This is a genomic window from Mesorhizobium intechi (assembly GCF_002879535.1).
GTDB classification, from domain to species: Bacteria; Pseudomonadota; Alphaproteobacteria; order Rhizobiales; family Rhizobiaceae; genus Mesorhizobium; species Mesorhizobium intechi.
In genome coordinates, this window is the sequence record NZ_PNOT02000221.1 from 1 (window position 1) to 26,514 (window position 26,514).

The following is a 26,514-nucleotide window of genomic DNA, read 5'->3' on the forward strand; positions in this document are numbered from 1 at the left end:
AACCAGCACCGCGCAGGGCTCGGCCGAGCCCGGCAGCATCGTCTGGTCGCTGGTGCAGGAATCGCCTGGTGGCGACCTGCCGCCCGAGCCGGCGATCCGCGCCGAGGCGACCATCCCCGGCAAGGACATCCAGTTGCGCATGACCATCCGCCGCAACACCGACCAGACGCTGCCGGCCAGTCACATCATCGAGATGATCTTCCTGACGCCCGACGGTTTCGAGGGCGGTGGCGTCGACAACATCCTGCGCGTGGCGATGAAGAGTTCGGAGCAGGACGCCGGCAGCCCGCTGATCGGCATTCCGGCCAAGATCGCCGACGGCTTCTTCCTCGTCGCGCTCAACGACACCAAGGCCGACGAGGACGCCAACATGACCTTGCTGCGCGGCCAGGACTGGATCGACGTTCCGGTGGTCTACAAGACCGGCCGGCGGGCGCTGCTGACCATGGAAAAAGGCATTCCCGGCGAGAAGGTGTTCGACGAGGCGATCAAGGCCTGGCAGGCAAAGACGGCGGGCTGAGAAGGCGGCGTAACGGTCGCCTTCACTCGGAAACCCTGGAGCAGCATGCCGAGCGCGCCGACGATGTCGTCATGGTGCCTGGAAAGGTTTCCTTCCAAACTCTGCAATTCAGAGGCAGTTGAGGCTGACAAGAACTCTGTGACCATTACGTGATCCTTGCCGTTTATGGCGAAGGTCGGGTTTAGCCGGCGGCCAGGAACCGGCGCTGTGTCAGGCGGCATCAAGGGAACGACGACCCTCTGCTTATGTCGCCCTCGGCATTCCGATAGATGTCGTAACGCGCCATCAGAACGGCCGGTGTTTGGCCAATGGCAGTCCGTTGCCTGCCTCGGCAGCGCGGGAGATGTTGATGCCCAACGCCTTGGCGTCTTTGATCAATAGTCAATGGACGTGTTGACGGACGTCCATTGAGGTTTCGGTGCCGATCGCAGCATCGAGGGGCCCTTCTTTATGCGCACAATATGCGCGCACAAAAGGCCGCATAATCGTTTACCCCTCCATCTCCTCGCGCAGCATCTCCAGTTCCAGCCACTCTTCCTCAAGCGCGGCCAGCGTCGCGCGTTCCTTGTCGAGGGCGGCGATGGTTTTCTGGAAGGAGGCCGGGTCGCGCTCGTAATAGGCCGGGTCGGCGATATTGTTCTCCAGCCGAGAGATCGAAGCGATCACCGCCTCGATCTTCTTGGGGAGCGATTCCAGGGCGAATTTCTGCTTGAACGACAGTTTCTTCGCCGGCCCTTTCGGGGCTGCCGGTTCGTTCCTGTCCGTCGCCGGCGCATCTGCGGCTTCAGCCCTGGCGCGCGCCTTGCGGTCGTCGAGCCTGGTGCCGCCGCGCTGCGCCAGCATGTCGGAATAACCGCCGGCATATTCGACCCAGCGGCCGCCGCCGTCCGGCGCGATGATGCTGGTCACGGTGCGGTCGAGGAAATCGCGGTCGTGGCTGACCAGGATGACGGTACCGGCGAAGCCGGCGACCAGTTCCTGCAGCAGTTCCAATGTCTCCATGTCGAGATCGTTGGTCGGCTCATCGAGCACCAGGAGGTTCGCCGGCCGCGCCAGCACGCGCGCCAGGATCAGCCGCGCCCGCTCGCCGCCGGAAAGTTCGCGCACCGGTGTGCGCGCCTGCTCCGGCTTGAACAGGAAATCCTTCATGTAGGACACGACATGGCGCTGCTCGCCATTGATGACGAGGTTTTCACCGCGCCCGTCAGTGAGGTACTGCGCCAGCGTCTCCTGCGGATCGACCGCCTCGCGCTTCTGGTCGAGCGTGGCGATTTCCAGATTGGTGCCGAGCCGCACCGAGCCGGCATCCGGTGCCAATTCGCCCGTCAGCATCTTCAAAAGCGTCGTCTTGCCGGCGCCGTTCGGTCCGACCAGGCCGACGCGGTCGCCGCGCTGGATGCGCGTCGAGAAGCCCTTGACCACGGTGAGGTCGCCAAAGCTCTTTTCGATGTTTTTCGCTTCGATCACCAGCTTGCCGGATTCGGCGGCGTCGCTCGCCACCATGGTCGCGGTGCCTTCGGCGCCGCGATGGCCGCGAAAGCGCTGGCGCATGGTCTGCAGCTCGCCCAAGCGGCGCATGTTGCGCTTGCGCCGCGCTGTCACGCCATAGCGCAGCCAGTGCTCCTCGCGCACGATCTGGCGGCCAAGCTTGTGCTGCTCGCGCTCTTCCTCTTCCAGCACCTGGTCGCGCCATTCCTCGAAATGGCCAAAGCCCTTGTCCAGCCTGCGGGTCTGGCCACGGTCGAGCCAGACGGTGGCGCGCGACACGCGCTCGAGAAAACGGCGGTCGTGCGAGATGACGACCAACGCCGAGGAGGTGCGCACGAGCTCTTCCTCGAGCCATTCGATGACCGACAGGTCAAGATGGTTGGTCGGCTCGTCAAGCAAGAGAATGTCAGGCTCGGGGGCCATGACACGGGCCAGGGCTGCGCGCCTGGCCTCGCCGCCCGAGAGATCGCCCGGCCGCTCCTCGCCGGTGAGACCAAGATGCTCCATCAGATAGGAGGCGCGGTAAGGATCGTCGGCTGGCCCGAGGCCGGCCTCGACATAGGCGCGCACCGTGGCGAAACCTTCCATGTCGGGCATCTGCGGCAGATAGCGGACGGTTGCCGAGGGTTGGCGAAAGACCTCGCCATCCTGCGGCTCGATCAGGCCGGCGGCGATCTTGAGCAGCGTCGACTTGCCGGACCCGTTGCGGCCGACCAGCGCGATCTTGTCACCAGCCGATGCGGTCAAGGCGGCGCCGTCGAGCAGCGGTGTGCCGCCAAAGGTCAGTTTTATCCCGTCGAGGTTGAGAAGGGGCGGGGCCATGTCAGCTTTCAGGTAGTGGATACGGATGCGCGAGCAGCAGCGCGCGGCCGTGGCCGAGCGCGATGTCGAGTCGACCCTGGACCTCGTTGGAAATGGTCAGCGACGAGCCGAAGGCCACCTCGACCTGATTCAACGGCCATTTGGCGCCGGTGACGGTGAGGCCGGCGAGTTCGGAAAAGCCGAGGATCGAAAACAGCGTGCCGTCGGCATAATCGAAGCCAGCCGTTCCCGACAGCAAGGGTACGCCTTCCTGGGCGCCGCTGGTCAACAGCACCTCCGTTCCGGCCTCGGCCAGGCGCAGGGCGAGCGCCAGATGCAGGAAAGCGTGGTCGGCGCGTTTGCCGCCGAACGCGCCCGCCAGCACCAGGCTGGTCGCGCCGCGCTCGATGGCTGCGGCAATAGCCAGTTCACCGTCGGTCTTGTCCTTCTCGCGCGGGAAGGTCTGGCGGGGCACCGCGGCGAGGTCGGCGGGGAGATCGGCCGGGACCGAATCGAAATCGCCCACCCACAATTCAGGCACGAGGCCCACAAGCCGCGCATGGCCGATGCCGGCGTCGGCGGCAATGACGCGCGAGCCTTCGACCTGGCGGTCGAGCCGGGGCGTGCGGATGAGATCGCCGCCAAGCAGAATGGTGAATGTGCTCATATCCGGTGGCCTGTACCAGCCCGGCAGCGGAAACGGAAGGCCGGCAAACTGCCACTTGCGCGGTTCCTCGGCCCGGCCTATGTGTCAGAGCGCTCTAACGGGGTGCCGGACGCGATTTTCGCGGACCGGCTGAGAGGCAGTCTCGCCAACCCGCTGAACCTGATCCGGTTTGTACCGGCGGAGGGATTAGACGTTTCGGACAGTCCGACGCCTCAATTCCTTTCAATTCGAACGAAGGAGGCGCCGATGCGCACGCTTTTATACGCTCTTGTCTCGACCTTGGCCGTGGCGCTGTCCGGGCCGGCCTTGGCCAAGGACAAGCTCACCGTCTACACCTATGAGAGCTTCACCGCCGACTGGGGGCCAGGCCCGTTGGTGAAGAAGGAATTCGAGGCCGAATGCGGCTGCGACGTCGAGTTCGTCTCGGTCGCCGATGGGGTGGCCCTGCTCAACCGCGTCAAGCTCGAAGGCGCGTCGACCAAGGCCGACATCGTGCTCGGCCTCGACACCAATCTCACCGCCGATGCCAAGGCCAGCGGGTTGTTTGCCCCGCATGGCGCGGTCTCCGAAGTCAACGTGCCGGGTGGCTGGAGCGACGATACTTTTGTTCCCTTCGACTACGGCTACTTCGCCGTCGTCTATGACACCGAAAAACTGAAAACGCCGCCGAAGAGCCTGAAGGAACTGGTCGAAGGCAGCGCCGACGACAAGATCGTCATCCAGGATCCGCGCACCTCGACGCCGGGTCTCGGCCTGCTGTTGTGGGTGAAGTCGGTCTATGGCGACAAGGCGCCGGAAGCCTGGGCCAAGCTCAAGACAAAGGTATTGACCGTGACGCCGGGCTGGAGCGAGGCCTATGGCCTGTTCACCAAGGGTGAGGCGCCGATGGTCCTGTCCTACACGACCTCGCCGGCCTATCACATGGTCGCCGAGAACACGCAGCGCTACCAGGCCGCTTCTTTTGAGGAAGGCGAGTATCTTCAGATCGAGGTCGCGGGCATCACCACGAACGGAGCCAAGAACCCGCTGGCCGCAAAATTCATCGCCTTCATGACCGGGCCGAAATTCCAGGATGCCATTCCCGAGACCAACTGGATGTTCCCGGCAGGCAAGACCGACAAGCCGCTCAACCCGGCCTTCGACAAACTGGTCAAGCCGACCAAGACCCTGCTGTTCAGCCCAGAACAGGTTGCCGCCAACCGCAAGGCCTGGGTCGACGAATGGCTGGCGGTGATGAGCAAATAGTTTGGCCGTATGATCGAAAGATGAGTGCTCCACGGCTATGCGGAGATTGGTGGTCGAGCGTGCAACCCGCTGATCCCCGCGTTAGCGGCGGCATCCTCGCGCTCGCCGCGATCACGCTGCTGATCGGCGGCGCGTTTGCGGGCCTGCTTGTCGAAGGCACCCATGATTTTTCCGGAGCCTGGGCGGCCTTCGATCCCTACCTGCTGCGCGTCGTGCGCTTCACGCTTTGGCAGGCCATCCTCTCGACCCTGCTTTCGGTAATCCCGGCGCTGTTCGTGGCGCGCGCCCTGTCGCGGCATCCGCGTTTCTTCGGCCGCGCCTTCATCCTGCAACTCTTCGCCGTGCCGCTGGCGCTGCCCGCGATCGTCGCGGCGCTCGGCATACTGGCGCTGTACGGCCGTGCCGGCTATTTCGCCGGACTGTTCAGCGCCGTCGGCGGCCAGGGTTGGCCAGGCATCTATGGCTTGTCGGGCATTCTCGTGGCCCACGTCTTCTTCAACCTGCCGTTGGCGACCCGGCTGTTCCTCGAGGCGTTGCAGACCATTCCCGCCGACCAGTGGCGACTGGCAAGCCAGCTGGGCATGGCGGCGCGGCCGGCCTTCCGGCTGATCGAATGGCCGACGCTGCGCGCCGCCCTGCCGGGTGTCGCCGGGCTGGTCTTCATGCTCTGCATCACATCCTTCACCATCGTGCTGACGCTGGGCGGCGGCCCGGCCGCGACGACGCTGGAGGTCGGCATCTACCAGGCGCTGCGCTTCGATTTCGACCCGGCGCGCGCGGTCGCCCTGACATCGCTGCAGATTGCGCTGACCTTTGTCATGGTGCTGGCATTGACGCGGCTTGGCGCCAATATTGCCGGCGACGCCAACCTGCCGGTGGCGCCGCGCCGTTACCTCTCCGTCAATGCGACCGAGGCTTCACTCAACGCCGTGGTCATCGTGCTGGCGCTGCTGTTCGTCGTCGGACCGATGGCCGCGACCGTCTCGGCAGGCTTGGGCGCCGATCTCGGCCGGCTCGCCGGCGAGCCCACAGTCCGGCAGGCGACGCTGATCAGTGCGGTGCTGGCTTTCCTGTCGGCGCTGCTTTCGGTGACACTGTCGCTGGCGCTGACCATGGCCAGACGGGCACTCGCGTTGAAACGCCGCTCCGGTCCAAGAACACTGCTCGAACATGCCACGGATACCGGTGCCGGTTTTGTGCTGGTCGTGCCGCCGATCGTCATCGGAGCTGGCTGGTTCCTCCTGCTGCGCCGTGCCGGCGACGTCTTTGCCATCGCCCCGGTCATGGTCGTCACCGTCAACGCTGTCATGGCGATGCCTTTCGCGCTTCGCGCCGTCCGTCCCGCCTATGACGCGGCCAGCGAGCGCCACGAACGGCTCTGTGCGCAGCTCGGCATTTCCGGCTGGGCCAGGCTGCGGCTGGTCGACTGGCCGTCATTGCGGCGGCCGCTCGCCACCGCCTTCGCCTTCGCCATGGCGCTGTCGCTCGGCGATCTCGGCGTCATCGCGCTGTTCGGCAGTGATTCCGTGCAGACCTTGCCTTACCTCCTCCTGGCGCGCATGGGCAGCTACCGCACCGAGGACGCCGCCGGCCTGGCGCTGTTGCTCGGCCTCGTTTGCCTCGCCTTGGTGCTGGCGGCGGACTGGCTGGGAAGAGACAAGGTCCGCAATGTCTGACGGGGCGACGACAGGGAAGGGCGTTCCGGTGCGGCTGGACAAGGTCTCATTCAGCTATGGCGAGGCGCCGCTCACCTTCGACGTGGCGTTCGCGGCGGGGGAGATCACCGCCATCATGGGGCCGAGTGGTTCAGGCAAGTCGACGCTGCTCAACCTCGTCGCCGGCTTCGAGACGCCGCGGTCAGGCCGCGTGCTGATCGGCGGGATTGATGTCGGCGCCGACCCTCCGGCTGCGCGGGCGGTGTCGATGGTGTTTCAGGAAAACAACCTTTTTGCGCATCTCTCCGTCGAGCAGAATGTCGGGCTCGGCCGCTCGCCATCGCTGCGGCTGACCGAAGGCGATCGAGCCGCCATTGCCGAGGCGTTGGAACGCACAGGCCTTGGCGGCAAGGACAAGCGGCTGCCGCGCGAACTCTCGGGCGGCGAGCGCCAGCGCGTCGCCCTGGCGCGGGTGCTGGTGCGCGATCGCCCGGTGCTGCTGCTCGACGAGCCCTTCGCTTCGCTCGGGCCCGCCTTGCGCGACGATATGCTCGACCTGGTTGCCGGTGTTCATGCGGAGCGCGGCATGACGGTGCTGTTCGTCACGCACCAGCCACAGGACGCCCGCCGCATTGGCCAGAACGTGGTGTTTCTGGACGATGGCGCCGTTGCCGCCACCGGCAGCGCGGACGATTTCTTCGTTGGGGGTGGTCCGGAGGCATTCCGGCGCTATATCGGTGCAGGTGCCGGAAATGCCGTATCACGAGATATTGCCCGGAAGCGGACATAATTTACGGTCAAACCGGCATAAGGCGAAGGGGCGCTTGCTTGCCATGGCAGACGTAGTGTGGCTAGGTCCGCCCTACTGGTCCGGCACAGGCCGTGATTTGCCTACTGCATCCGCCGCGCGCCCCAAGGGACGCGCAACGGGTGCCGTAGAAATTTCTTTTTTGCGCATGACAGGTTCCGAAGATCGCCCCCGATTTTCTTGGTCATGCGCCGGGACCTGAAAGGAAGCCGCTCTGGCGATCGGCGTCGACAAGCTACGAATGAACCCGCTGGCGCGCTTTCTGGCGCTGGCCGGCTTTGCCGTGGCGCTCGCAAGCTGCCAGATGTTCACGCCTCCGGAAGTCCAGGAATCCGGCTTCCAGCCGTCCGACAAGCCGATCACGGTCGACAATGTCGGTGCCAACAACAAGCTCGCGGAACTGGCAAAGGCGCAGCATCCGCGCATCCTGGCGACCTATGGCGGCGAGTATTCCGATCCCAAGCTCGAGCGCATGGTCGCCAAGGTCGTCGGCAATCTGACCGTTGTGTCGGCGAACCCGACCCAGACTTACCGCATCACGATCCTCAATTCGCCCAACGTCAACGCCTTCGCCCTGCCGGGCGGCTATCTCTACATCACGCGCGGCCTGTTGGCGTTGGCCAATGATTCGTCCGAGCTCGCCGCCGTCATCGCGCATGAGATGGGCCACGTCACCGCCAATCACGGCCTGCAGCGTCAGCAGCTGGAGGCCGAGGAAGGCCTGGCGACCAAAGTGGTCTCCGACGTGCTCGGTGACAGTCCGACCGCCAAGGCGGCTTTGATCCGCGGCAAGCTCCGGCTGGCGCAATTCTCGCGCAACCAGGAGCTCGAGGCCGACGCCATCGGCATCAAGTCGATCGGTGAAGCGGGCTATGACCCTTATGCCGCCGGCCGCTTCCTGCAGTCGATGTCGGCCTATACCGATTTCCGTTCGATCAGCGGCGCCACCGACGCCAGCCTCGACTTCCTGGCGACGCATCCCAACACGCCGCAGCGCATCGACCTGGCACAACGCCATGCCCGCCAGTTCGGCGCGCCCGGCGTAGGCACGCGCGATCGCGATTCCTTCCTCGCCGGCGTAGACGGCCTGCTCTACGGCGACACGCCGGAAGAAGGCTATGTCCGTGGCGAGACCTTCCTGCATCCGGGTCTCGGCGTTTCGTTCACGGTGCCGGACGGTTTCGTCATCGACAATTCGGCCGCGGCGGTGACGGCGACCGGGCCTGGCGACATAGCGATCCGCTTCGACGGCGTTTCGATCGACAAGAACCGCGCCTTGACCGACTACATCAGAAGCGGCTGGGTGGCCGGTCTCGATGACAGCAGCGTCAAGCAGGAAACCATCAACGGCAACGAGGCCGCGATCGCCCATGCCAGTGCCGAAGGCTGGCAGTTCGATATCGCGGTGATTCGTGCCGGCGGCCAGGTCTACCGGCTGCTCACCGCGGCACCCTCGGCCAGCACCTCGCTGGAGACGGTGGCGCGTTCGGTCAGCGGGTCGTTCCGTATCTTGAGTGCCGCTGAAAAGGCGGCCTTGAAGCCGCTGCATATCCGCGTGCTCACCGTGCAGCCTGGGCAGACCATGGGCTCGCTCGCCGCGCAGATGGTCGGCGTCGACCGCAAGCTCGACCTGTTCAGGGTGCTCAACGCGTTGTCGCCTGGTGCCGCGGTTTCGGCCGGCGACAAGGTGAAGATCGTTACCGACAAGTAAGGGTGCGTGCGCGGGATCAGGCGGCTGTCGCCAGAAATTCCGGGTTCTGCTTCACCAGCGCCACTTTGAGCTTTTCCATGGCGCGGGCCTCGATCTGGCGGACGCGTTCCTTGGAAATACCGAGCGTCTCGCCGAGAGCCTCGAGCGTGGCGCCCTCGTCGTTCAGCCGGCGTTCCTCGATGATCCTGAGTTCACGGGCGTTCAGCGCGTGAAGCGCCTCGCGCAGCCAAAGCGAACGGCGCGCGACGTCGATCTTGTCGCCGACGACCTCGTCGGGCAGGGGATCGTCGGAAACCAGGAAGTCCATCCGCTCTGTCGCGCCCGCATCGTCGGCAAGCGGCATGTTGAGCGAGGAGTCGGGCGCCGACAGCCGTGAATCCATCATCGCCACGTCAGCCTCCGAGACGCCAAGCGCAACCGACACTTCGCGGTAGAGGGTCGTGTTGGAAAGCGGCTCGGCACCGTTCGCCAGCCGGGCGCGCAGGCGGCGCAGGTTGAAGAACAGGGCTTTCTGCGCAGAACTGGTTCCGCCGCGCACAATCGACCAGTTGCGCAGGATGTAGTCCTGCATCGAGGCGCGGATCCACCATGTCGCATAGGTGGAAAACCGTACTTCGCGTTCGGGCTCGAAGCGGGCAGCGGCCTCGAGCAGGCCGACATGGCCTTCCTGGATCAGGTCGCCGAGCGGCAGGCCGTAATGGCGGAATTTCGAGGCCATGGAAATGACCAGCCGCATATGCGCGACGGTGATGCTGTGCAGAGCGTTCTGGTCGTTGTCTTGTTTCCAGAGCAAGGCCAGCCGATGTTCCTCGTCGCGTTCGAGGTAGGGAGCCTTCATCGCCGCGCGGACCATGATCCGTCCTGCCGTGTCTTCCATCATGAGGGGCTCCCGATATGACCGACGTTACGAACTTGGCAGGGCGCCGGTTGAAATCGCGGCGTCGCGCCCTAGAACAGCCAAAACTGCCATGCGCGAGAAAGGTTCCGCTGGCGCCGGCGGGCGAGCAATGCTGTCCGGGCGATTTCGACGTGGTTGCCGGGGACGTCCAGACGCTGCAAAGACTTGAATTTAGAGAACTTGGTTTCAGAAGTTCTTCGTTTTTGAAATATGGTTCCTTATTCTTTCGACTCGCATCTGTCATTTTCCAGCCCTCACAACAGGTTAAAGGACGGGATCACAAAAAAATGAAATGGCTCAAGTCGCTTATCGTCGCCGGGACCTTGCAGGCCCTGGCGGTCACCTCAGGCCATGCCGGCGCCAATCTCGACCAGATCAAACAGGCCGGCGTCATCAAAGTCGGCACGGAAGGCACCTACGCGCCCTTCACCTACCATGACCCGTCCGGCGCCCTGGTCGGCTTCGACGTCGAGATCGCCAAGGCGATCGCCGACAAGCTCGGGGTCAAGGTCGAGTTTCTGGAGGGCAAGTGGGACGGGCTGATCGCCGGTCTCGACGTCAAACGTTACGACGCCGTCATCAACGAGGTCGGCATCACCGACGCGCGCAAGGCAAAATACGATTTCTCCGACCCCTACATCGCCTCCAAGGCGGTGCTGATCGTGCGCGGCGACAACACCGACATCAAGACTTTCGCCGATCTCAAGGGCAAGAAGTCGGCGCAATCGCTTACCTCGAACTTCGGCAAGCTCGCCGAGGCGAACGGCGCCGAACTGGTCGGCACCGACGGCTTCGACCAGTCGATCCAGTTGCTCTTGACCGGCCGAGCCGACGCCACCATCAATGACAGCCTGTCGTTCCTCGACTTCAAGAAGCACAAGCCCGACGCCAATGTGAAGATCGCCGCGCAAGAGGAAAACGCCGACTATTCCGGCGTCATCGTGCGCAAGGGCGATCCTGAACTGGTTGCCGCCATCAACAAGGCGCTGGCCGATATCAAGGCCGACGGCACTTACAAGAAGATCGCCGACACCTATTTCGGCCAGGACGTCTCGAAGTAGCTTCGAGTGAGGGCGAGTTGTCGCCCCGTATGCACCAGCGGCGGGCCGTCTTTGACGGCTCGCCGCCTTTGTCGTGATATGGCTGACGCATTCGCGCTTCGATGAAGCCAGTTCGACCATTCTGGAGGGTTTTTCGTGCCGCACTGGCTGCAACTGATGCTGGAGTCGCTGCCTTCGCTGCTCTGGGCCGCCTTGATTTTCACCGTGCCGCTGACGCTGTTGTCCTTCGTGCTGGGCCTTACCGTTGGCCTCGGGGCCGCACTCGGCCGGCTGTTCGGGCCGAAGCCGCTGGTCATGCTCGTGCGCTTCTATGTCTGGATCTTCCGCGGCACGCCGCTGCTGGTGCAACTGTTCCTGATCTTCTACGGCCTGCCGTCCGTCGGCATCCTGCTCGACGCCTTCACGGCGGCCTTGATCGGCTTTACGCTGAATATCGGCGCCTACACGTCGGAAATCATCCGCGCGGCCATCGGCTCCGTGCCGAAGGGCCAGTGGGAAGCCGCCTATTCGATCGGCATGACCTGGAGCCAGGCGATGCGGCGCACCGTCCTGCCGCAGGCAGGCCGGGTCGCGGTGCCGCCGCTGTCCAACACCTTCATCTCGCTGGTCAAGGACACCTCGCTGGCCGCCGCCATCACCGTGCCCGAGATGTTCCAGGCGGCGCAGCGCATCGTCGCCACCACCTATGAGCCGCTGATCCTCTATGTCGAGGCAGCGATCCTCTATCTGGCGATGAGTTCAGTGCTGTCGGCCCTGCAGACGCGGCTGGAGGAGCGGCTCAACCGCTATGGCGGCTTCCTGGAGGCGCGCTCATGATCGGCCTCACCAATATCGAAAAGCGCTTCGGCGACAATCTCGTGCTCAAGGGCGTGACGGTCGCGATCGCCGAAGGCAGTGTCACGGCCCTGGTCGGCCCCTCGGGCGGGGGGAAAAGCACGCTGTTGCGCTGCATCAACCTCCTGGAAATCCCGACTTCGGGCACGGTGCGCATCGGCGAAGAGACGCTCGTGTTTCGCCCGGGCATCAAGGTGCCGGCCGCCGATATCAGGCGGCTGCGCCTGCAGACCGGCATGGTGTTCCAGAATTTCCAGCTGTTCCCGCACCGCACCGCCATCGAGAACGTCATGGAAGGACTGGTGACGGTGCTGAAATGGTCGCCTGAGAAGGCGCGTGAGCGGGCGCTGGCCTTGCTGGAGAAAGTCGGGATGGCGCACAAGGCCGATGCGTGGCCAGCGACGCTGTCGGGCGGCCAGCAGCAGCGCGTGGCGATCGCCCGGGCCTTGGCGCCGTCGCCGAAGGTGCTGCTGTGCGACGAGCCGACTTCGGCGCTCGATCCGGAACTGGCGCAAGAGGTGGTCGACGTGCTCGGCAAGCTAGCCAGCGAAGGCACGACCATGGTGATGGCGACGCACGACCTGCGGCTTGCCTCCAAGATCGCCCAGGAAGCGGTGTTCCTCGATGCGGGCGTCATCGTCGAGCAGGGGCCGTCGGCCGCTTTGTTCGGCAATCCGGAGCGCGAACGGACCAAGCGCTTCATCGCGACGCTGAAGCAGGAGGCGGAGAACGAAGGCGGCGGTCAAGCGTAGGCCCGCCCTTGCCTTATCCGAGAAACAAAAAACCCGGCGCGAGGCCGGGTTTTTCGTGAACTTAAAGGCTCAAGACCTCAAGCAGCTTCTTCCTGCTCGGCTTCCTCATTGTCGGCCTTGGCGCCACGCTTAGGGCCCTTGTTGAGGTTGACCTCGATCAGGCGCACGGCTTCGGTTTCCGACATGCGGTTGACGGCCGCGATCTCGCGGGCCATGCGGTCGAGTGCCGCCTCGTAAAGCTGACGCTCGGAATAAGACTGCTCCGGCTGGTTGTCGGCGCGGTAGAGGTCACGCACGACTTCCGAGATCGAGATCAGGTCGCCGGAATTGATCTTGGCATCATATTCCTGGGCGCGGCGCGACCACATGGTGCGCTTCACCCGGGCGCGGCCCTGCACGACCTTCAACGCGCGCTCGACATAATCCTCTTCCGACAGCTTGCGCATGCCAATGGAGGTCGCCTTGGCGACCGGCACCTTCAGGCGCATCTTGTCCTTCTGGAAGTCGATGACGAACAGTTCCAGCTTATGGCCGGCCACTTCCTGCTCGTCGATCGACACGATCTGGCCAACGCCATGCGCGGGGTAGACGATGTACTCGCCGGTCTTGAAACCGTGACGTGCACCAGTGGACTTCTTTTGCGGGGTGATCGTTGCCATTACGCCCTGAACTCCTTGTTATGGGCCGGCGGCGGTGCCGGCTGAACTCGTGCGACCGGGGAAACCGATCGTTAGCCGCACAACAGATGAGCCCACCGGAAAGGTCGGGACCGGCAAGCCGCACGAACTGCGACCGCCTGACCCAGATCGCTCTGGTCCGGAATGGGATTTTCACCTTTCAGTGATTTGGGGCGTCTGCGCCATAAATCGACGTTGTGTCACCGGCATGTTTTGCTGATGTAGCACAAAAAGTCGGAAGAATCAAGGTTTTGCTGCGTAAGCGAAGGCCACAGCCAATCGCCGCCTGTCAAGGCGGTTAATCCGATGTGCCTGTTACGCTGCGTCATACAAGCCTTTACGGCCGTATTGTCAATCGCCTTCGCCGGGCTCGGCGGAGAAGTATTTCTCGAACTTGCCGGCCTCGCCGTCGAAGGTCTTGGCGTCTGCCGGCGGCTCCTTCTTGGCGGTGATGTTGGGCCACTTCTCGGCATATTCGGTGTTGATCTGCAGCCATTTGTCGAGGCCTGGCTCGGTGTCGGGCTTGATCGCGTCGGCCGGGCACTCAGGCTCGCAGACGCCGCAGTCGATGCACTCGTCGGGATGGATGACGAGCATGTTCTCGCCTTCATAGAAACAGTCGACCGGACAGACTTCGATGCAGTCCATATATTTGCATTTGATGCAATTGTCGGTCACGACATAGGTCATCGGTCGGCTCCGGGACGCCCCAGCTCAATGGGCCAGTTTTCTTGGGCTTTTTCCGTGAGGTAACGCCTTTGCCTCTCGCTTGCAAGGGTTGCCATGCGCCGTCGCCTCGGTGTTCGCGGAATGGAATTCCAGGCGGCGGGCGCGGCAAGGGTGGCTGATGTCCCGGGAGCATGTTGTCTGCCGGGTTCCGTTCTGTCCTGCGCCCGCCGCGGCCCCGGGACCGCGGCACGCGATCTGGCCGGCAAGCCTCAGTCGTCGCCAAGCAGGCGGTCGGTCTGGCGGCGCTCCCGTTTGGTCGGGCGGCCGCTGCCGGCCTCGCGCAGCGCCGGTATGGCGTCGGGAAGCGCCTCGCCCTTCGGTGTGGGCGGCGGCGACATATCCTCATAGAGGGTGCGGGCTTCCTCCGCCGGGCCGCGCCGGACACCGGCGCCAAGCACCTTCCAGACGAAAATGCGCTGGTCGAGCGTGATGGTCAGCACATCGCCCGGCTTGACCAGATCGGAGGCCTGCGCTGCTTTGTCGCGATTAATGCGCACGCGCCCGGCGACGACGAGCTTCGCCGCCAGCGAGCGCGATTTCACCGCGCGCGAAAAGAACAGCCATTTGTCGATACGCTGGCGGCCCTCGGCAACCATCGGACCTACCGAGCCTACTTCTTCAATTGGTCGCGCAAGGCGGCGAGCTTGGCGAAGGGCGAATCCGGATCGAAGCGCACCGGACGTTCCTCGCGCGCCTTCGGCTGGAAAGCGGGCTTTGCACCCCCCTTGCCGCGATCGGGACCGCCCTTGCCATCGGGCCGGCCACCCTTCCAGTCGGGTCGGCCTTCGCGACGCTCGCCTTGCGGGCGGCCGTCGCGGCGCTGTTCGCCTTCACCCTGCGGTTTGGGCTTGAACTTCGAACGGTCGAAGCGCGGCTTGCCGGCGCCATCGCGACGCCCCTCATGGGTGGGACGTTCTGCGGGCGCGCCGGTGGCTTGAGCAGCGCCGGCCTCGGCCGGCGCATTGCCACGGCCGCGCGCTTGCCCGTTGCGCTGGCGGTTGTTGCGACCTTCGTGATGGCGGGGACGCGGTTCGAAACGGCCCTGGCGCCACAGCAGGATCGGCTTGGGCGCTTCGGCTTCGGCGATGGGCTCGCCGGCTGCTCCGGCCTCCCCGGATGGCTCGGCCGAAACCGCTTCCGTCGCCGGTGCGGCTTCGGAAACTGGCTCCACTGGCTCCGCTGGAGCGACCTCGACCGATTCGGCTTCCGCTTCCGGCGCTTCAGCAGGTTCGGCAGCCGCTGCGGCGACGGCGACCTCTGTAGCGGGTCCTTCCACGGCTTCGGCTGGAGCTTCCGGTTGCGCTTGCGCGACCGGCTCTGCTGCCGTTTCCGCGATGGCTTCGGCCGGCGCTTCGACGGCGGCGTCGGCGGCAGCCGGTTCCGAACCCTCGACCGCTGCTTCCGCGGCTGCGTCGGTTGCCGGCGCTTCGGCTGGCTTGGCCTGCTCGGCGCGCGCGGCTTCTTCCGCCGCAAGTTTCGCGGCAGCGGCTTCCCGCGCGGCGGTGTCCTGCGCCTCGAGCCGCGCCTTGACCTCCGCCGCCGGCTTCGGCTCGGCGCGGTAACCCAGGCCCTTGAGGATCTCTTCCATGTCGTCGGCGGTGGCACCGAGGATCGACATCATCGGCGGCGTCACCATGAAGGAATGGCCATCATAGGCGCCGTCAGGGCGCTGGCCGAGGCCGGGCTTCCAATTGGTCGCCGGACGGATGAGGTCCGCCAGCCGTTCCAATATGTCGATGCGCACGGCGCGGCGGCCGAGATTGCGATAGCCGGCAAGCTTGTAGAAAGCCTTGTCGAAGGCAGGATCGATGACCACGGAGGTGCGGCCGGACGCCAGCGCGTGGACGACGTCGCCGAAACCAGGCTTGTCCTTGCCGTCGTTCTTCAGTGCCCACAGCAAGGTCACCAGCCCGGCGGGGGCCGGCTTTATCAGGGCCGGCACGAAGACATGGTAGGCGCCGAAGCGCACACCGAGCCGGCGAAGTGCCGCGCGGCCCTCCTGGTCGAGCGACTTCATCTCCTCGGCGATATCGCGGCGGTTGATGAGGCCGAAATTCTCGACCAGTTGGAAGGCGATGCCGCGACCGATACCGGAAATCTGCTCGGCGTTCTTCAAGTCGAACAGCGGCTTCAGCAGTGTTTCGATCTGAAAATTGACGAAACGTTCGGCGCGCGCGGCGACCTTGTCGCGCGCCGGGCCGGTCAGCTGTTCGTCGGCCAGCAGCACGAGGCGCGGCTTCAGCGCGTCCTCGCCGGAAACCAGCGTACCGATCGGCGCGCCGATCCAGCGCAGCGTGCCGTCCGAGCCAAGCGCCAGGTCGCCATTGGCGCAGGCGCCGAAGCGTTCGGCGCGCGCCTCGAACTCGGCGGCCAGCGCCTTTTGCGCGGCCGTGCGCACGGCCTTGGCGTCTTCGCCACCGGCGCTCTGGTCGGCGGTGAAGCGGAACCCTTGCAACTCGCCAACATGGTGGCCTTCGACAAGGACGGTTCCGGTAGGACTGATTTCGGCTTCAGGCATGGTATTTTCTCTAAGGCGCCGCATGAGGACGGAAGTCCTGCGGTCTACGAAGCGTTTCGTCAACCGCTCATGCAGCGCATCCGACAATCTGTCTTCGATTTCGCGCGTCTTTTCCTGCCAGTGTGCCTGATCGGCCAGCCAGCCGGGCCGGTTCGACACGAATGTCCAGGTGCGGATCTGGGCAATACGGTGCGACAGCGTATCGATGTCGCCCTCGGTGGTGTCGGCACGGCGCACCTGCTCGGCCATGTAGTTCTCGTCGACATGGCCATGACGGGCAAGGTCCATGTAGATCGAGGCGATCAGGTCGGCGTGCTGGGCAGGCGCGATCTTCCTGTAGTCGGGCAGCGCGCAGGCTTCCCACAGCAGCGCGACGCGCTTGGCGTCGGTGGCGAGCCCGCGGATGTCCTCGTCGCGGGAGAGATATTCGAGCGCCTGTGCGTCGACCGCCGGCAGGGCGCGCGTCAGGCCCTCGACCGGGGCGTTGGTCTCGATCGAGCGCTTGAGCGTATCGAGGCTGGCGAAGTCGAAATGCGCGGTGCGCCACTGCAGCACCTTCACCGGATCGAAGTCGTGGCTTTCGATCTTCTTGACCAGCTCTTCGTCGAGCGGGTCGACCTGGCCAGTGACGCCGAAGGTGCCGTCGCGCAGATGCCGGCCAGCGCGGCCGGCGATCTGGCCAAGCTCGGCCGCCGTCAAGTTGCGGTACTGGTAGCCGTCGAACTTGCGGTTCTGGGCGAAGGCGACATGGTCGAGGTCGAGGTTGAGCCCCATGCCGATGGCGTCGGTGGCGACGAGATAGTCGACATCGCCGGACTGGAACAGCGCCACCTGGGCGTTACGGGTGCGCGGCGACAGCGCGCCGAGCACGACGGCGGCACCGCCTTGCTGGCGGCGGATCAGCTCGGCTATGGCGTAGACCTCGTCGGCGGAAAAGGCGACGATCGCGGTACGGCGCGGCAGGCGGGTCAGTTTCTTCGAACCGGCATAGGCCAGATGCGACAGCCGCGGCCGCGTCACCACCGAGACGGCCTTCAGCAGGCGCTGCAGGATGCCGTGCATGGTGGCGGCACCCAGCAGCAGCGTCTCCTGGCGGCCGCGCAAATGCAGGATGCGGTCGGTGAAGATGTGGCCGCGCTCGAGGTCGCCGGCGAGCTGCACCTCGTCGATGGCGACGAAGGCGGCGTCCGTTTCACGCGGCATAGCCTCGACGGTACAGACCGAATATTTCGCGCCGGGCGGCTGGATCTTCTCCTCGCCGGTGATCAGCGCGACCTTGTGGGCGCCGACCTTTTCGCAGACGCGTGTGTAGACTTCGCGGGCCAGCAGCCTGAGCGGCAGGCCGATGACGCCGGTCTCGTGCGCCACCATGCGCTCGATGGCGAGATGGGTCTTGCCGGTGTTGGTGGGCCCAAGCACGGCGGTGACGTCGCGGCCCGACAGGATCAGCGGCTCAGTGTGTTTCGGCTGGATGTTCATCGACCTGGAGTAAGGCTTTCTGGCCTCTGGTTGTCGGGAGCGTGCCTCAACTGGCGCGTATGACAGGCGACACATAGGGATTTCGGGCGCGAAGCGAAAGCGGAATGTTCCACCGGCGGCTCGAAGGCAACTCTGTCTGGCGCTAAATTGGCTGCAGCTTAACTGATGGAACGAGTCTGGAACGAATCGGCGACGAATCGGCGACTCGCGCAGATTCAGCTTTTGTTCACGGCTACATATGGTTTTTGTGACCACGAGTCTCACCACATGCTGAATCGTCGAACTGGCCCGTTTTATGCTGGGCGGGCCTTGTCCTTAACTTTTGCCGGCAAATGAACGAAGCAGTTCAGTGACTGTCGCTCAAGATTATGAAATTGTTAATCTTTCCGAATCTTTCGTTAAGGAGACACCGCCGAATCCGGGAGATTAACGTTAACTTCCGCTCAAAGCCGGAACGAATCGGCGACAAATCGGCGCCGGCGGCGTTTTCCTGTTTTGTTCCCCCAATATCTTGTGTTGTGAACAACTTATCCACCGAGGATTCACAGGCTTGCCCACAGGGTTCGCACAGGCGGCACCGCCGCCATTAACCTTTGCGTGCCGGATTGGGGCATTGCGCCGCAGCGGGGCGCCTCGGTCTCCAGGCATCGATTGAAAACGGACCGGTTTCCCGGTCCGTTCGTCGCGGGATATGAGCCGCCGTCAGATGTCTCAGGCGAAGTACTGGCCGCCATTGGCCGTGATGGTCGAGCCGGTGATGAAACCGGCATCCTGCGAGGCGAGGAAGACGACGCAGCGCGCGATCTCTTCGGGCTCGCCGAGGCGGCCGACAGGGATCTGCGGCAGGATGCGCTCGTTGAGCACCTTCTCGTCGATGGCCTTGACCATTTCGGTGGCGATGTAGCCGGGGCAGATGACGTTGACGGTAATGCCCGCGCGAGCACCCTCTTGGGCGAGCGCCTTCGAGAAGCCGATGTCGCCGGCCTTGGCGGCGGAATAATTGACCTGGCCGGCCTGGCCCTTCTGGCCGTTGATCGAGGAGATGGTGATGACGCGGCCGAACTTGCGCTCACGCATGCCATTCCACAGCGGATGCGTCATGTTGAAAACACCCGACAGATTGGTGTCGATGACTTCTTTCCACTGGTCGCGGGTGATCTTGTGGAACATGGCATCGCGGGTGATGCCGGCGTTGTTGACCAGCACCGAGACCGGGCCGAGGTCGGCCTCGACCTGTTTGATGCCGGCGGCGCAAGCGTCATAGTCGGCGACCGACCATTTGTAGACCGGAATGCCGGTCTCGGCCTTGAATTTCGCCGCCGCCTCGTCGTTGCCCGCATAGTTCGCGGCAACTGAATAGCCGGCGGTCTTCAAAGCGATCGAGATCGCCGCGCCGATGCCGCGCGATCCGCCCGTGACGATTGCTACCTTGGTCATGCATTTCCCCTTTTTGATATCGCCCTGTTTTCGGGCTTGGCAGGCACTGGATAAGGAACGGGCGGCTCGCGCCGCCCGGTCATCGTTTTCTCAGAGCGCTTCAACGCACATGGCGACGCCCATGCCGCCGCCGATGCACAGCGTGGCGAGGCCCTTCTTGGCGCCGCGGCGGCGCAGTTCGTGGACCAGCGTGTTGAAGATGCGCGCGCCCGAAGCGCCGATCGGATGACCGATGGCGATGGCGCCGCCATTGACGTTGACGATCGAGGGATCCCAGCCCATGTCCTTGTTCACGGCACAAGCCTGGGCGGCGAAAGCCTCGTTGGCCTCGACAAGGTCGAGGTCGCCGACAGACCAGCCTGCCTTTTCCAAAGCCTTGCGCGAAGCCGGGATCGGGCCGGTGCCCATGATCGCCGGATCGACGCCGGCGGTCGCCCAGGAGACGATGCGCGCCAGCGGAGTGATGCCGCGCCTTGCGGCCTCCGCTTCGCTCATCAGCAGCGCGCCGGCCGCCCCGTCATTGATGCCGGAGGCGTTGGCGGCGGTCACCGTGCCGTCCTTGTCGAAGGCCGGCCTCAGCTTGGTCATGGCGTCGAGCGTGGCGCCGTGGCGGATGTATTCGTCCTGATCGACGACCGTGTCGCCCTTTTTGCCCTTGATGGTGAAGGCGACGATTTCGTCCTTGAATTTTCCGGCCTTCTGCGCGGCCTCGGCCTTGTTCTGCGAGGCGAGCGCGAACTGATCCTGATCGTCACGGGTGATCTGGAACTGGCGGGCGACGTTTTCGGCGGTGTTGCCCATGTGATAGCCGTTGAAGGCGTCCCACAGGCCGTCCTTGATCATCGTGTCGATCATCTTGTAGTCGCCCATCTTGACGCCGGCGCGCAGGTGCTCGGCGTGGGGCGACAGCGACATCGATTCCTGTCCGCCGGCAAGGATCACCTTGGCGTCGCCGGTGGCGATCTGCTGCATGCCGAGCGCAATGGCGCGCAGGCCCGAGCCGCAAACCTGGTTGAGGCCCCAAGCGGTGGTCTCCTTGGGCAGGCCGGCGATGATCGAGGCCTGGCGGGCCGGGTTCTGGCCTTGGGCCGCGGTCAGCACCTGGCCGAGGATGACCTCGTCGACCTCGGCTGCCTCGACACCCGCGCGCGACAAGAGTTCCTTGATGACGACAGCGCCGAGTTCATGCGCCGGCGTGGCGGCGAAAGCACCGTTGAAGGAGCCGACGGCCGTGCGCGCGGCACTGGCGACAACGATGGAATTGGCAGAGGACATTTTCTTCTCCAGACTTCGAGCTGTCGTGTTTTCAGGCATTGTTGGCAACTTTTCTTGCCCTTTCCATGACCCAAGTCAAACCGGAAATCGGCATGGCGCCCATGCACGCCAAGCAGGTCGCCCGGCGCCGTGCCACCAGGCCGGCCGCTGCTGCGCAGCATATTTTGCCTGCTATGCAGCATTATATGATCCCGCACTGCACAAACTGCTTGGAATTATGAGGCTTTTGCGCATATCCTCAAAAAGGGCGCAATCGTTACCGGCTGCTTACTCAGGCGTGCCGGTGTCCGGGGAGGATGCAGATGGCCGCAAAAGACGATCCGATCATTATCAAGAAATACGCCAATCGCCGCCTCTATAATACGGGGACGAGCACCTATGTGACGCTCGAGGATCTGGCCGACATGGTCAAGAAGGGCGAGGAATTCACCGTCCAGGACGCCAAGACCGGCGACGACATCACGCATCCGGTGCTGACCCAGATCATTTTCGAGCTGGAGAACAAGGATGGGCAGAACATGCTGCCGATCCCGTTCCTGCGCCAGCTGATCGCCTTCTACGGCGACCAGATGCAGATGATCGTGCCGAGCTTCCTTGAACAGTCGATGATCGCCTTCTCCAAGGAGCAGGAGCGCTTTCGCGAGCAGATGAAGGGCGCCATCGGCAAGTCGCCGCTCGATGTGATGAAGATGGCGACGCCGATCAAGGCGCTGGAAGAGCAGACCCGCCGCAACATGGAGATGTTCCAGAACGCGATGCGGCTGTTCACGCCTTTCCCGCCGGGCTCGGCGCCGGCCGCGGCCCCCGCCGAACCGGCCAGGAAGGACGCGCCGCCGGAGAAATCAGACGATCTGCAGCAGTTGAAGGACCAGATCGCGGCCATGCAGCGCAAGCTCGACACGATGTCGTGAGCCGGCGCCGGCAAGGCTTAGATCCGGCTGGCCTTGCCCATTGATCGTCGGATGCTCAATTCCCAGGTTTCGCACCGCGCCGGCATCCGCCGCCTCATGGGACGGACGATATCGGCCGCTTCATACGCCGGGCTTCGAGTTTGAATCATGCCCGCAGAGCGCCAGGCGCCCTGCCTGAGGCGAAAGGAAGCTCTTCGTCCTGCCAGCCTGAAATGCCGCCGATCATGATCTTGACCGGCAGGCCGAGGCTGGCCAGTTTGAAGGCCGCACGATCCGCGCCATTGCAATGCGGCCCGGCGCAATAGACCACGAACAGCGTGCCTGCCGGCCATTCAGCCATCCGCTCGGCCGATATTTCGCGGTGCGGCAGGTGCAGCGCGCCCGGCACATGGCGGCGCTCATAGGCATCAGGCGAACCGACCACATGCAGAAGCACGAAGTCAGGCTCTCCGCCGCGCAGCGTCGCGGCGACGTCGGAACAATCGGTCTCGACCGAAAGCCGGCGCAGGAAATGGTCCCGGGCAATCTCCGGCGGGGCGACTGGAACGTCTGTCACATAGCTCATCAAGGGTCTCCATCACGGATGGAGCCGGTCTCCATCGTTTGCCGATGGAGCTTGTCTCCATCAATGATTGAGTTGAGGTAGCGCACCGGTCCGGGCAATTGCAGCTGGCAGCTTTGCCATATATCGTCAAGATCATGCCAAACATGCCTCCCGCCAACCCACCTCCTGCCAATCGGCCCCCCGTCAATAGGCTTGTCGCAGCAGTCGCCTATGATGGTCTGTGCACGTTCGAGTTCGGCGTGGCGGCCGAGATCTTCGCCTTGCCAAGGCCGGAGATGGGCGTGGATTGGTACCGTTTTGCCGTCGCCGGTATAGATGCCGGCGAAATGCGGGCGATGGGCGGCGTGCGCATCGTCGCCGATGGCGGACTCGATCTGATCGGCGAGGCCGGCACGGTGATTGTGCCGGGATGGCGCGGCGTGGACTGTCCGGTGCCGCCATTGCTGATCGAGGCGCTTCGGGCGGCCAGCGAGCGGGGCGCCCGCATCCTGTCCATCTGCTCGGGCGTTTTCGTGCTCGCCGCGGCCGGCCTGCTTTCGGGCAAGAAGGCCACAACGCATTGGCGCTACAGCGACAGACTGAGGGAGATGTATCCCGACATCACCGTGGTCCCGGATGTCTTGTACATCGATGAGGGAAATGTGCTGACATCGGCCGGCAGTGCCGCGGGCATCGACCTGTGCCTGCACCTGGTGCGCCGCGATTTCGGCACCAAGGCGGCCAATATGGTGGCACGCCGCCTGGTCGTGCCGCCGCACCGCGACGGCGGCCAGGCGCAATATGTCGAAAATTCCGTTCCCGAGCCGCACGAACGCGGCCGGCTTGGACCGCTGATCGACAGAATGCGCGCGGATATTGCCGCCGACTATCCCGTCGCCACCCTGGCCGGTCTTGCCGGGATGAGCGGGCGGACATTTCTGCGCCGGTTCGCGGCCGCGACCGGTGTCACACCCGCGCGCTGGCTGCTTTCGGAGCGGCTTTCGCGGGCGCGCACTTTGCTGGAAGACACGAGCATGCCGATCGAGCGGATTGCCGAGACCGCCGGCTTTGGCGCGGCGGCGACATTGCGGCATCACTTCCGCAAGCAGTTCGCCACGACGCCCGCCGCATATCGCGCGCGGTTCGGGACCAACGCCGACTCCGCCTGACGACCCAGACGGTCAGGGCAACAGCCCCTCATAGCGGCCCCGCGGCCTGATGATGCTGCCGCTGACGATCTGCTCGACCATGTGCGCGGCCCAGCCGACGCTGCGCCCGAGCGCGAACAGGTGGAACGGCGCTTCGCGCGGCAGGCCGAGGCCGCGCGTCAGCACGGCCAGGGCAAAATCGATATTTGCCTGGGCGCCGGTCGCTGCGACGGCGGCGATCTCCAGCAACCGCAAGGTCTCATCGGTGTTGCCGATGGCTGCCAGCAGCGCCGTGGCCCGGGGATCGCCCTCGGGATAGAGTTGGTGGCCGAACCCCGGCAGCGGCCGGTCATGGCCGAGCCAGCGCCGGATCGCGGCGTCGGCGCCGTGCCGCGCCGCATCTTCAGCAAGCTGCATCACCGCTTCGCCGGCACCGCCATGGCGCGGTCCGGAGAGTGTCGCCAGGCCTGCCAGCAGGCAAGCAGCGGGTGGGGCGCCGGTGGAGGCCGCGACGCGGGCCGCGAAGGTTGATGCATTCAACTCGTGATCGGCGAGCAGCACAAGGGCGCGCCGGATCGCATCTGCGCCACGCTCATCGACCGACCAGCCCCGTGCCAAACGCCGGTGCACCGGATCCGGCCCCGCTTCGGCACCGAGGGCGCCGGCCAGCACGCCGATTGCGCGCGCGGCGTCGGCACATAGCGAGGCGGCGCTGCGTCCAAGCGAAGGCCGCGCCTGGCCGGCCAGCAAGGCAAGTCGCGCGAAGGCTGGAGCGCGGCCGGAGTGGCGTGGCGCATCCGGCAACGGCGCTTCAAAACGGATCGGTTCAGGCAAGGCCCAAAGCACAGCGGCGGTTTCTTCCAGCGTGGCATGGTCGGACAGCAGGGCGGCATCCCGGCCCCGATAGATGAGGCGACCGTGCCAGACGGTCGAAATCGCCGTTGCGATCGACGGCTCGCCCCAGGCAATCGCGCTTTCGGCTATGGCCGAGGGGCTGCGTCCGCGCGCCCTGCGCGTTGCCAGCGCCGCGATGTCGTCGGCGCGATACTGGCTGCGGCGTGGGTCGGCGCGGTCCGGCCGCATGCCGATACGCCCGCGGCTGACATAGGCATAGAGCGTCTGCGGCCTAACCCGCAGCCTTTCCAACGCCTCTTCCCGCGATAACCATTCCGACATTTCCGGCTCTGATATTGATTCTGTTGATCAAGATTGATGCTTGGGTTGACCAGCCTTATCTCCGATCCGCAAAAGCTTCAAGGAGACAAGGTTATGGCGAATGGGCTCGATGATGTGGTTGCGGCCGAAACCGTGCTGTCCGACGTGGATGGTCTGGGCGGCCGACTGACGATCCGTGGCCATTCGCTTGCGGAACTGGCCGGACGATGGAACTTTCCGCAGGTCGTCCGGCTGTTGCTCGACGGCTTCTTCGAGGATCTGCCCGGCGATGCCGAACTGGCGGCGCAACTGGGGGAGGCGCGTGTCGAGGTGTTCGAGCGGATCCTGCCTTCGCTCTCGCTGCTGGCGCCACTCGAGATCTACAGCGCCATGCGCGCCGGCATGGCTCTGCTACCAGACGGCGAAACACTGGCGGACGCGCTGCGGCTGATCGCGGCGCCCGCCGTGCTGACGCCTGCCTTGCTGCGCCTGCGGCGCGGCGAGCAGCCAGTCGCGCCGGATGGCAAGGCCGACCATGCCGCCGACATGTTGCACATGCTCCAGGGCTCCGTTCCGTCACCGGCATTGGCAAAAGCGCTCAACACCTATCTGGTTACCGTCTGCGACCACGGCCTCAACGCCTCGACCTTCGCCACGCGCGTCGTTGCTTCGACATTGGCCGGCCTGACCTCGTCGGTGCTGGCCGGGCTCGGCGCGCTCAAGGGGCCGCTGCATGGCGGCGCGCCCGGCCCGGTGATCGAGATGCTCGACGCGATCGGGGCGAATGGCGATGCGGCCAGCTGGCTGCGCAACGAGATCGCGCATGGCAGGCGGATCATGGGATTCGGCCATCGTATCTACCGTGTGCGCGATCCGCGCGCCGATGTGCTGAAAGCAGTCGTGCGCCAGCTCGGCGGCGAGGGCGAGACCGGCCGCCGGCTGGCTTTCGCCGAGGAGGTCGAAAAGGCGGCGCTCGAGATGTTGCGGATCGCCAAGCCGCAGCGCTCGCTGCAGACGAATGTCGAATTCTACACGGCACTGGTGCTGGAAGCGGCGGGTTTTCCGCCACAGGCCTTCAGCAATGTCTTCGCCGCCGGTCGAGTTGCCGGCTGGATCGCGCATGCGCGCGAGCAGCAGACGACCGGACGGCTGATCCGTCCGCAATCGCGCTATGTCGGCCCGGTGCCCGATATGGTCGCCTAGGCATCCCCGACCTGAGGACACAGCCTCTCCGCTTCAATCGGAGGGGCTTTTCTCGCATGACCGAAATTTCATGTGATCACGCGACCGTGTTCGTGTTCTTGCCTTGGTCCGTCCTTATATGCTGCACTGCAACATAGGCCGCCAATAGCTGCTTCCTTCCATGACGCTGGGGCAGGCTGGCACATCAGGACGACAGGAACGCCATGACGAAGAACGGCAAGGCGGAGGAAAACAAGAAGATCAACATCGCGCTTCAGGGCGGCGGCTCGCATGGCGCATTCTCCTGGGGCGTGCTCGACCGATTGCTTGAGGACGGCAGGCTGGAGATATCGGCGGTTTCCGGCACCAGCGCCGGCGCCATGAACGCGGTGGCCCTGGCCGACGGATTTGTGCGTGGCGGGGTCGAGGGCGCGCGCAAGAAGCTCGACGATTTCTGGCGTGCGGTGGCGGCAAAGGGCCGGTTCAGCCCGGTGCAGCGCACGCCGTGGGACGTCGCCTGGGGCAATTGGTCGATCGAGAACACGCCCGGCTATGTCTTCTTCGACACCATGTCGCGGGTGTTCTCGCCCTATGTCGCCAATCCGCTCGGCCTCAATCCGCTGCGCGACGTGGTGGCGCAGCAGATCGATTTCAGCAATGTCCGTGCCTGCAAGTCGATGGAATTGTTCATCTCCGCCACCAATGTCGAGACCGGGCAGCTGCGGGTCTTTTCCGATGGCGAGATCGACCTCGACACGGTGATGGCCTCGGCCTGCCTGCCGCAATTGTTCCGCGCCGTCGAGATCAAGGGCGTGCCCTATTGGGATGGCGGCTATGGCGGCAACCCGGCGCTCTATCCGTTCTTCAAGACGGCGGCGACCGAGGATGTGCTGCTGGTGCAGATCAATCCGGTGGTGCGCGAAGGAACGCCCAGGAGCGCCAACGAGATCCAGAACCGCATCGACGAAATCACCTTCAATGCCGGGCTGCTGCGCGAATTCCGCTCGATCGCCTTCGTC

The 26,514-nt window shown here is 64.7% G+C and carries 23 protein-coding genes, 1 pseudogene and 1 riboswitch; of the genes and pseudogenes, 12 read left to right on the forward strand and 12 right to left on the reverse strand.

The features are described 5' to 3' along the window. A pseudogene (locus C1D09_RS19185) lies at positions 1 to 520 on the forward strand (hypothetical protein); the annotation flags it as partial. Here C1D09_RS19185 and C1D09_RS19190 read toward each other — a convergent pair. The 3 genes from C1D09_RS19190 to C1D09_RS19200 all read right to left on the reverse strand — a co-directional run bounded on the left by C1D09_RS19190 (position 415) and on the right by C1D09_RS19200 (position 3,476). Beyond that, the gene (locus C1D09_RS19190; protein ID WP_246135806.1) at positions 415 to 741 is read right to left on the reverse strand and encodes a CcdB family protein; all 327 of its coding nucleotides are present in this window, start codon (positions 739 to 741) and stop codon (positions 415 to 417) included. The pseudogene C1D09_RS19185 and the gene C1D09_RS19190 overlap by 106 nt on opposite strands. 268 nt (positions 742 to 1,009) lie before the next feature. Then, positions 1,010 to 2,830, reverse strand: coding sequence for an ABC-F family ATP-binding cassette domain-containing protein (locus C1D09_RS19195; protein ID WP_143975792.1), 1,821 nt, complete (start codon positions 2,828 to 2,830; stop codon positions 1,010 to 1,012). 1 nt (position 2,831) lies between these two features. Continuing rightward, the gene (locus tag C1D09_RS19200; protein WP_143975793.1) at positions 2,832 to 3,476 is read right to left on the reverse strand and encodes a thiamine diphosphokinase; all 645 of its coding nucleotides are present in this window, start codon (positions 3,474 to 3,476) and stop codon (positions 2,832 to 2,834) included. Positions 3,477 to 3,564: 88 nt separating this feature from the next. Then, a riboswitch (TPP riboswitch) is annotated at positions 3,565 to 3,679 on the forward strand. Between the two features lie 43 nt (positions 3,680 to 3,722). Between C1D09_RS19200 and thiB the strand changes: the two genes are divergently transcribed. The 4 genes from thiB to C1D09_RS19220 all read left to right on the forward strand — a co-directional run bounded on the left by thiB (position 3,723) and on the right by C1D09_RS19220 (position 8,895). Further along, entirely contained in the window at positions 3,723 to 4,721 is a 999-nt protein-coding gene (gene thiB, locus C1D09_RS19205) for a thiamine ABC transporter substrate binding subunit (RefSeq protein ID WP_143975794.1), read from the forward strand. 20 nt (positions 4,722 to 4,741) lie between these two features. Continuing rightward, the gene (gene thiP, locus C1D09_RS19210; RefSeq protein WP_143975795.1) at positions 4,742 to 6,397 is read left to right on the forward strand and encodes a thiamine/thiamine pyrophosphate ABC transporter permease; all 1,656 of its coding nucleotides are present in this window, start codon (positions 4,742 to 4,744) and stop codon (positions 6,395 to 6,397) included. Beyond that, entirely contained in the window at positions 6,390 to 7,166 is a 777-nt protein-coding gene (gene thiQ / locus C1D09_RS19215; RefSeq protein WP_143975796.1) for a thiamine ABC transporter ATP-binding protein, read from the forward strand. Before thiP ends, thiQ begins: the two co-directional genes overlap by 8 nt. 259 nt (positions 7,167 to 7,425) lie before the next feature. Further along, positions 7,426 to 8,895 carry a M48 family metalloprotease gene (locus C1D09_RS19220; RefSeq protein ID WP_143975797.1) on the forward strand — a complete coding sequence of 490 codons (1,470 nt, stop codon included), beginning with the start codon at positions 7,426 to 7,428 and terminating at the stop codon, positions 8,893 to 8,895. A gap of 16 nt (positions 8,896 to 8,911) precedes the next feature. Here C1D09_RS19220 and C1D09_RS19225 read toward each other — a convergent pair whose 3' ends face one another. After that, on the reverse strand, positions 8,912 to 9,775 hold the full coding sequence (locus C1D09_RS19225; protein WP_143975798.1) for an RNA polymerase factor sigma-32: 864 nt from the start codon (positions 9,773 to 9,775) through the stop codon (positions 8,912 to 8,914). A gap of 305 nt (positions 9,776 to 10,080) precedes the next feature. Between C1D09_RS19225 and C1D09_RS19230 the strand changes: the two genes are divergently transcribed. The 3 genes from C1D09_RS19230 (at position 10,081) to C1D09_RS19240 (ending at position 12,440) form a co-directional block, all read left to right on the forward strand. Next, positions 10,081 to 10,854: an amino acid ABC transporter substrate-binding protein gene (locus tag C1D09_RS19230; protein WP_143975799.1), complete on the forward strand. Its 774-nt coding sequence runs from the start codon at positions 10,081 to 10,083 to the stop codon at positions 10,852 to 10,854. A gap of 135 nt (positions 10,855 to 10,989) precedes the next feature. Next, positions 10,990 to 11,670, forward strand: a complete 681-nt coding sequence (locus tag C1D09_RS19235) for an amino acid ABC transporter permease (protein WP_143975800.1) — start codon at positions 10,990 to 10,992, stop codon at positions 11,668 to 11,670. After that, positions 11,667 to 12,440, forward strand: coding sequence for an amino acid ABC transporter ATP-binding protein (locus C1D09_RS19240; RefSeq protein ID WP_143975801.1), 774 nt, complete (start codon positions 11,667 to 11,669; stop codon positions 12,438 to 12,440). The genes C1D09_RS19235 and C1D09_RS19240 overlap by 4 nt, the downstream gene beginning before the upstream one ends. A 77-nt stretch (positions 12,441 to 12,517) precedes the next feature. Here C1D09_RS19240 and C1D09_RS19245 read toward each other — a convergent pair whose 3' ends face one another. The 6 genes from C1D09_RS19245 to C1D09_RS19270 form a co-directional block, all read right to left on the reverse strand. Next, the gene (locus C1D09_RS19245; protein ID WP_010911999.1) at positions 12,518 to 13,099 is read right to left on the reverse strand and encodes a CarD family transcriptional regulator; all 582 of its coding nucleotides are present in this window, start codon (positions 13,097 to 13,099) and stop codon (positions 12,518 to 12,520) included. Between the two features lie 369 nt (positions 13,100 to 13,468). Beyond that, a complete protein-coding gene (gene fdxA / locus C1D09_RS19250) occupies positions 13,469 to 13,807 on the reverse strand; it encodes a ferredoxin FdxA (protein WP_008873823.1) in 339 nt (112 codons plus the stop codon). A 248-nt stretch (positions 13,808 to 14,055) separates the two neighbouring features. Next, positions 14,056 to 14,442: an RNA-binding S4 domain-containing protein gene (locus C1D09_RS19255; RefSeq protein ID WP_143975802.1), complete on the reverse strand. Its 387-nt coding sequence runs from the start codon at positions 14,440 to 14,442 to the stop codon at positions 14,056 to 14,058. A 14-nt stretch (positions 14,443 to 14,456) separates the two neighbouring features. Beyond that, positions 14,457 to 17,843, reverse strand: coding sequence for a helicase-related protein (locus C1D09_RS19260; protein ID WP_143975803.1), 3,387 nt, complete (start codon positions 17,841 to 17,843; stop codon positions 14,457 to 14,459). 711 nt (positions 17,844 to 18,554) lie between these two features. After that, entirely contained in the window at positions 18,555 to 19,280 is a 726-nt protein-coding gene (gene phbB, locus C1D09_RS19265; protein WP_143975804.1) for an acetoacetyl-CoA reductase, read from the reverse strand. Between the two features lie 90 nt (positions 19,281 to 19,370). Then, positions 19,371 to 20,555 carry an acetyl-CoA C-acetyltransferase gene (locus C1D09_RS19270; RefSeq protein WP_143975805.1) on the reverse strand — a complete coding sequence of 395 codons (1,185 nt, stop codon included), beginning with the start codon at positions 20,553 to 20,555 and terminating at the stop codon, positions 19,371 to 19,373. Positions 20,556 to 20,857: 302 nt separating this feature from the next. Here C1D09_RS19270 and phaR point away from each other — a divergent pair, with 302 nt between their 5' ends. Further along, positions 20,858 to 21,466: a polyhydroxyalkanoate synthesis repressor PhaR gene (phaR, locus tag C1D09_RS19275; RefSeq protein ID WP_143975806.1), complete on the forward strand. Its 609-nt coding sequence runs from the start codon at positions 20,858 to 20,860 to the stop codon at positions 21,464 to 21,466. Positions 21,467 to 21,611: 145 nt separating this feature from the next. On the opposite strand, the gene C1D09_RS19280 is transcribed toward phaR, so the two are convergent. Next, complete coding sequence (locus C1D09_RS19280) at positions 21,612 to 22,031, reverse strand: rhodanese-like domain-containing protein (RefSeq protein ID WP_143975807.1); 420 nt, start codon at positions 22,029 to 22,031, stop codon at positions 21,612 to 21,614. A 134-nt stretch (positions 22,032 to 22,165) separates the two neighbouring features. Here C1D09_RS19280 and ftrA point away from each other — a divergent pair, with 134 nt between their 5' ends. After that, positions 22,166 to 23,179, forward strand: coding sequence for a transcriptional regulator FtrA (gene ftrA, locus C1D09_RS19285; RefSeq protein ID WP_143975808.1), 1,014 nt, complete (start codon positions 22,166 to 22,168; stop codon positions 23,177 to 23,179). A 12-nt stretch (positions 23,180 to 23,191) separates the two neighbouring features. On the opposite strand, the gene C1D09_RS19290 is transcribed toward ftrA, so the two are convergent. Next, positions 23,192 to 24,334: a citrate synthase gene (locus C1D09_RS19290; protein ID WP_143975809.1), complete on the reverse strand. Its 1,143-nt coding sequence runs from the start codon at positions 24,332 to 24,334 to the stop codon at positions 23,192 to 23,194. A 93-nt stretch (positions 24,335 to 24,427) separates the two neighbouring features. On the opposite strand from C1D09_RS19290, the gene C1D09_RS19295 reads away from it, so the two are divergent. Further along, complete coding sequence (locus C1D09_RS19295; protein ID WP_143975810.1) at positions 24,428 to 25,516, forward strand: citrate synthase/methylcitrate synthase; 1,089 nt, start codon at positions 24,428 to 24,430, stop codon at positions 25,514 to 25,516. Between the two features lie 203 nt (positions 25,517 to 25,719). After that, the coding region (locus C1D09_RS19300) for a patatin-like phospholipase family protein (protein ID WP_143975811.1) at positions 25,720 to 26,514 on the forward strand (795 nt) is incomplete at its 3' end.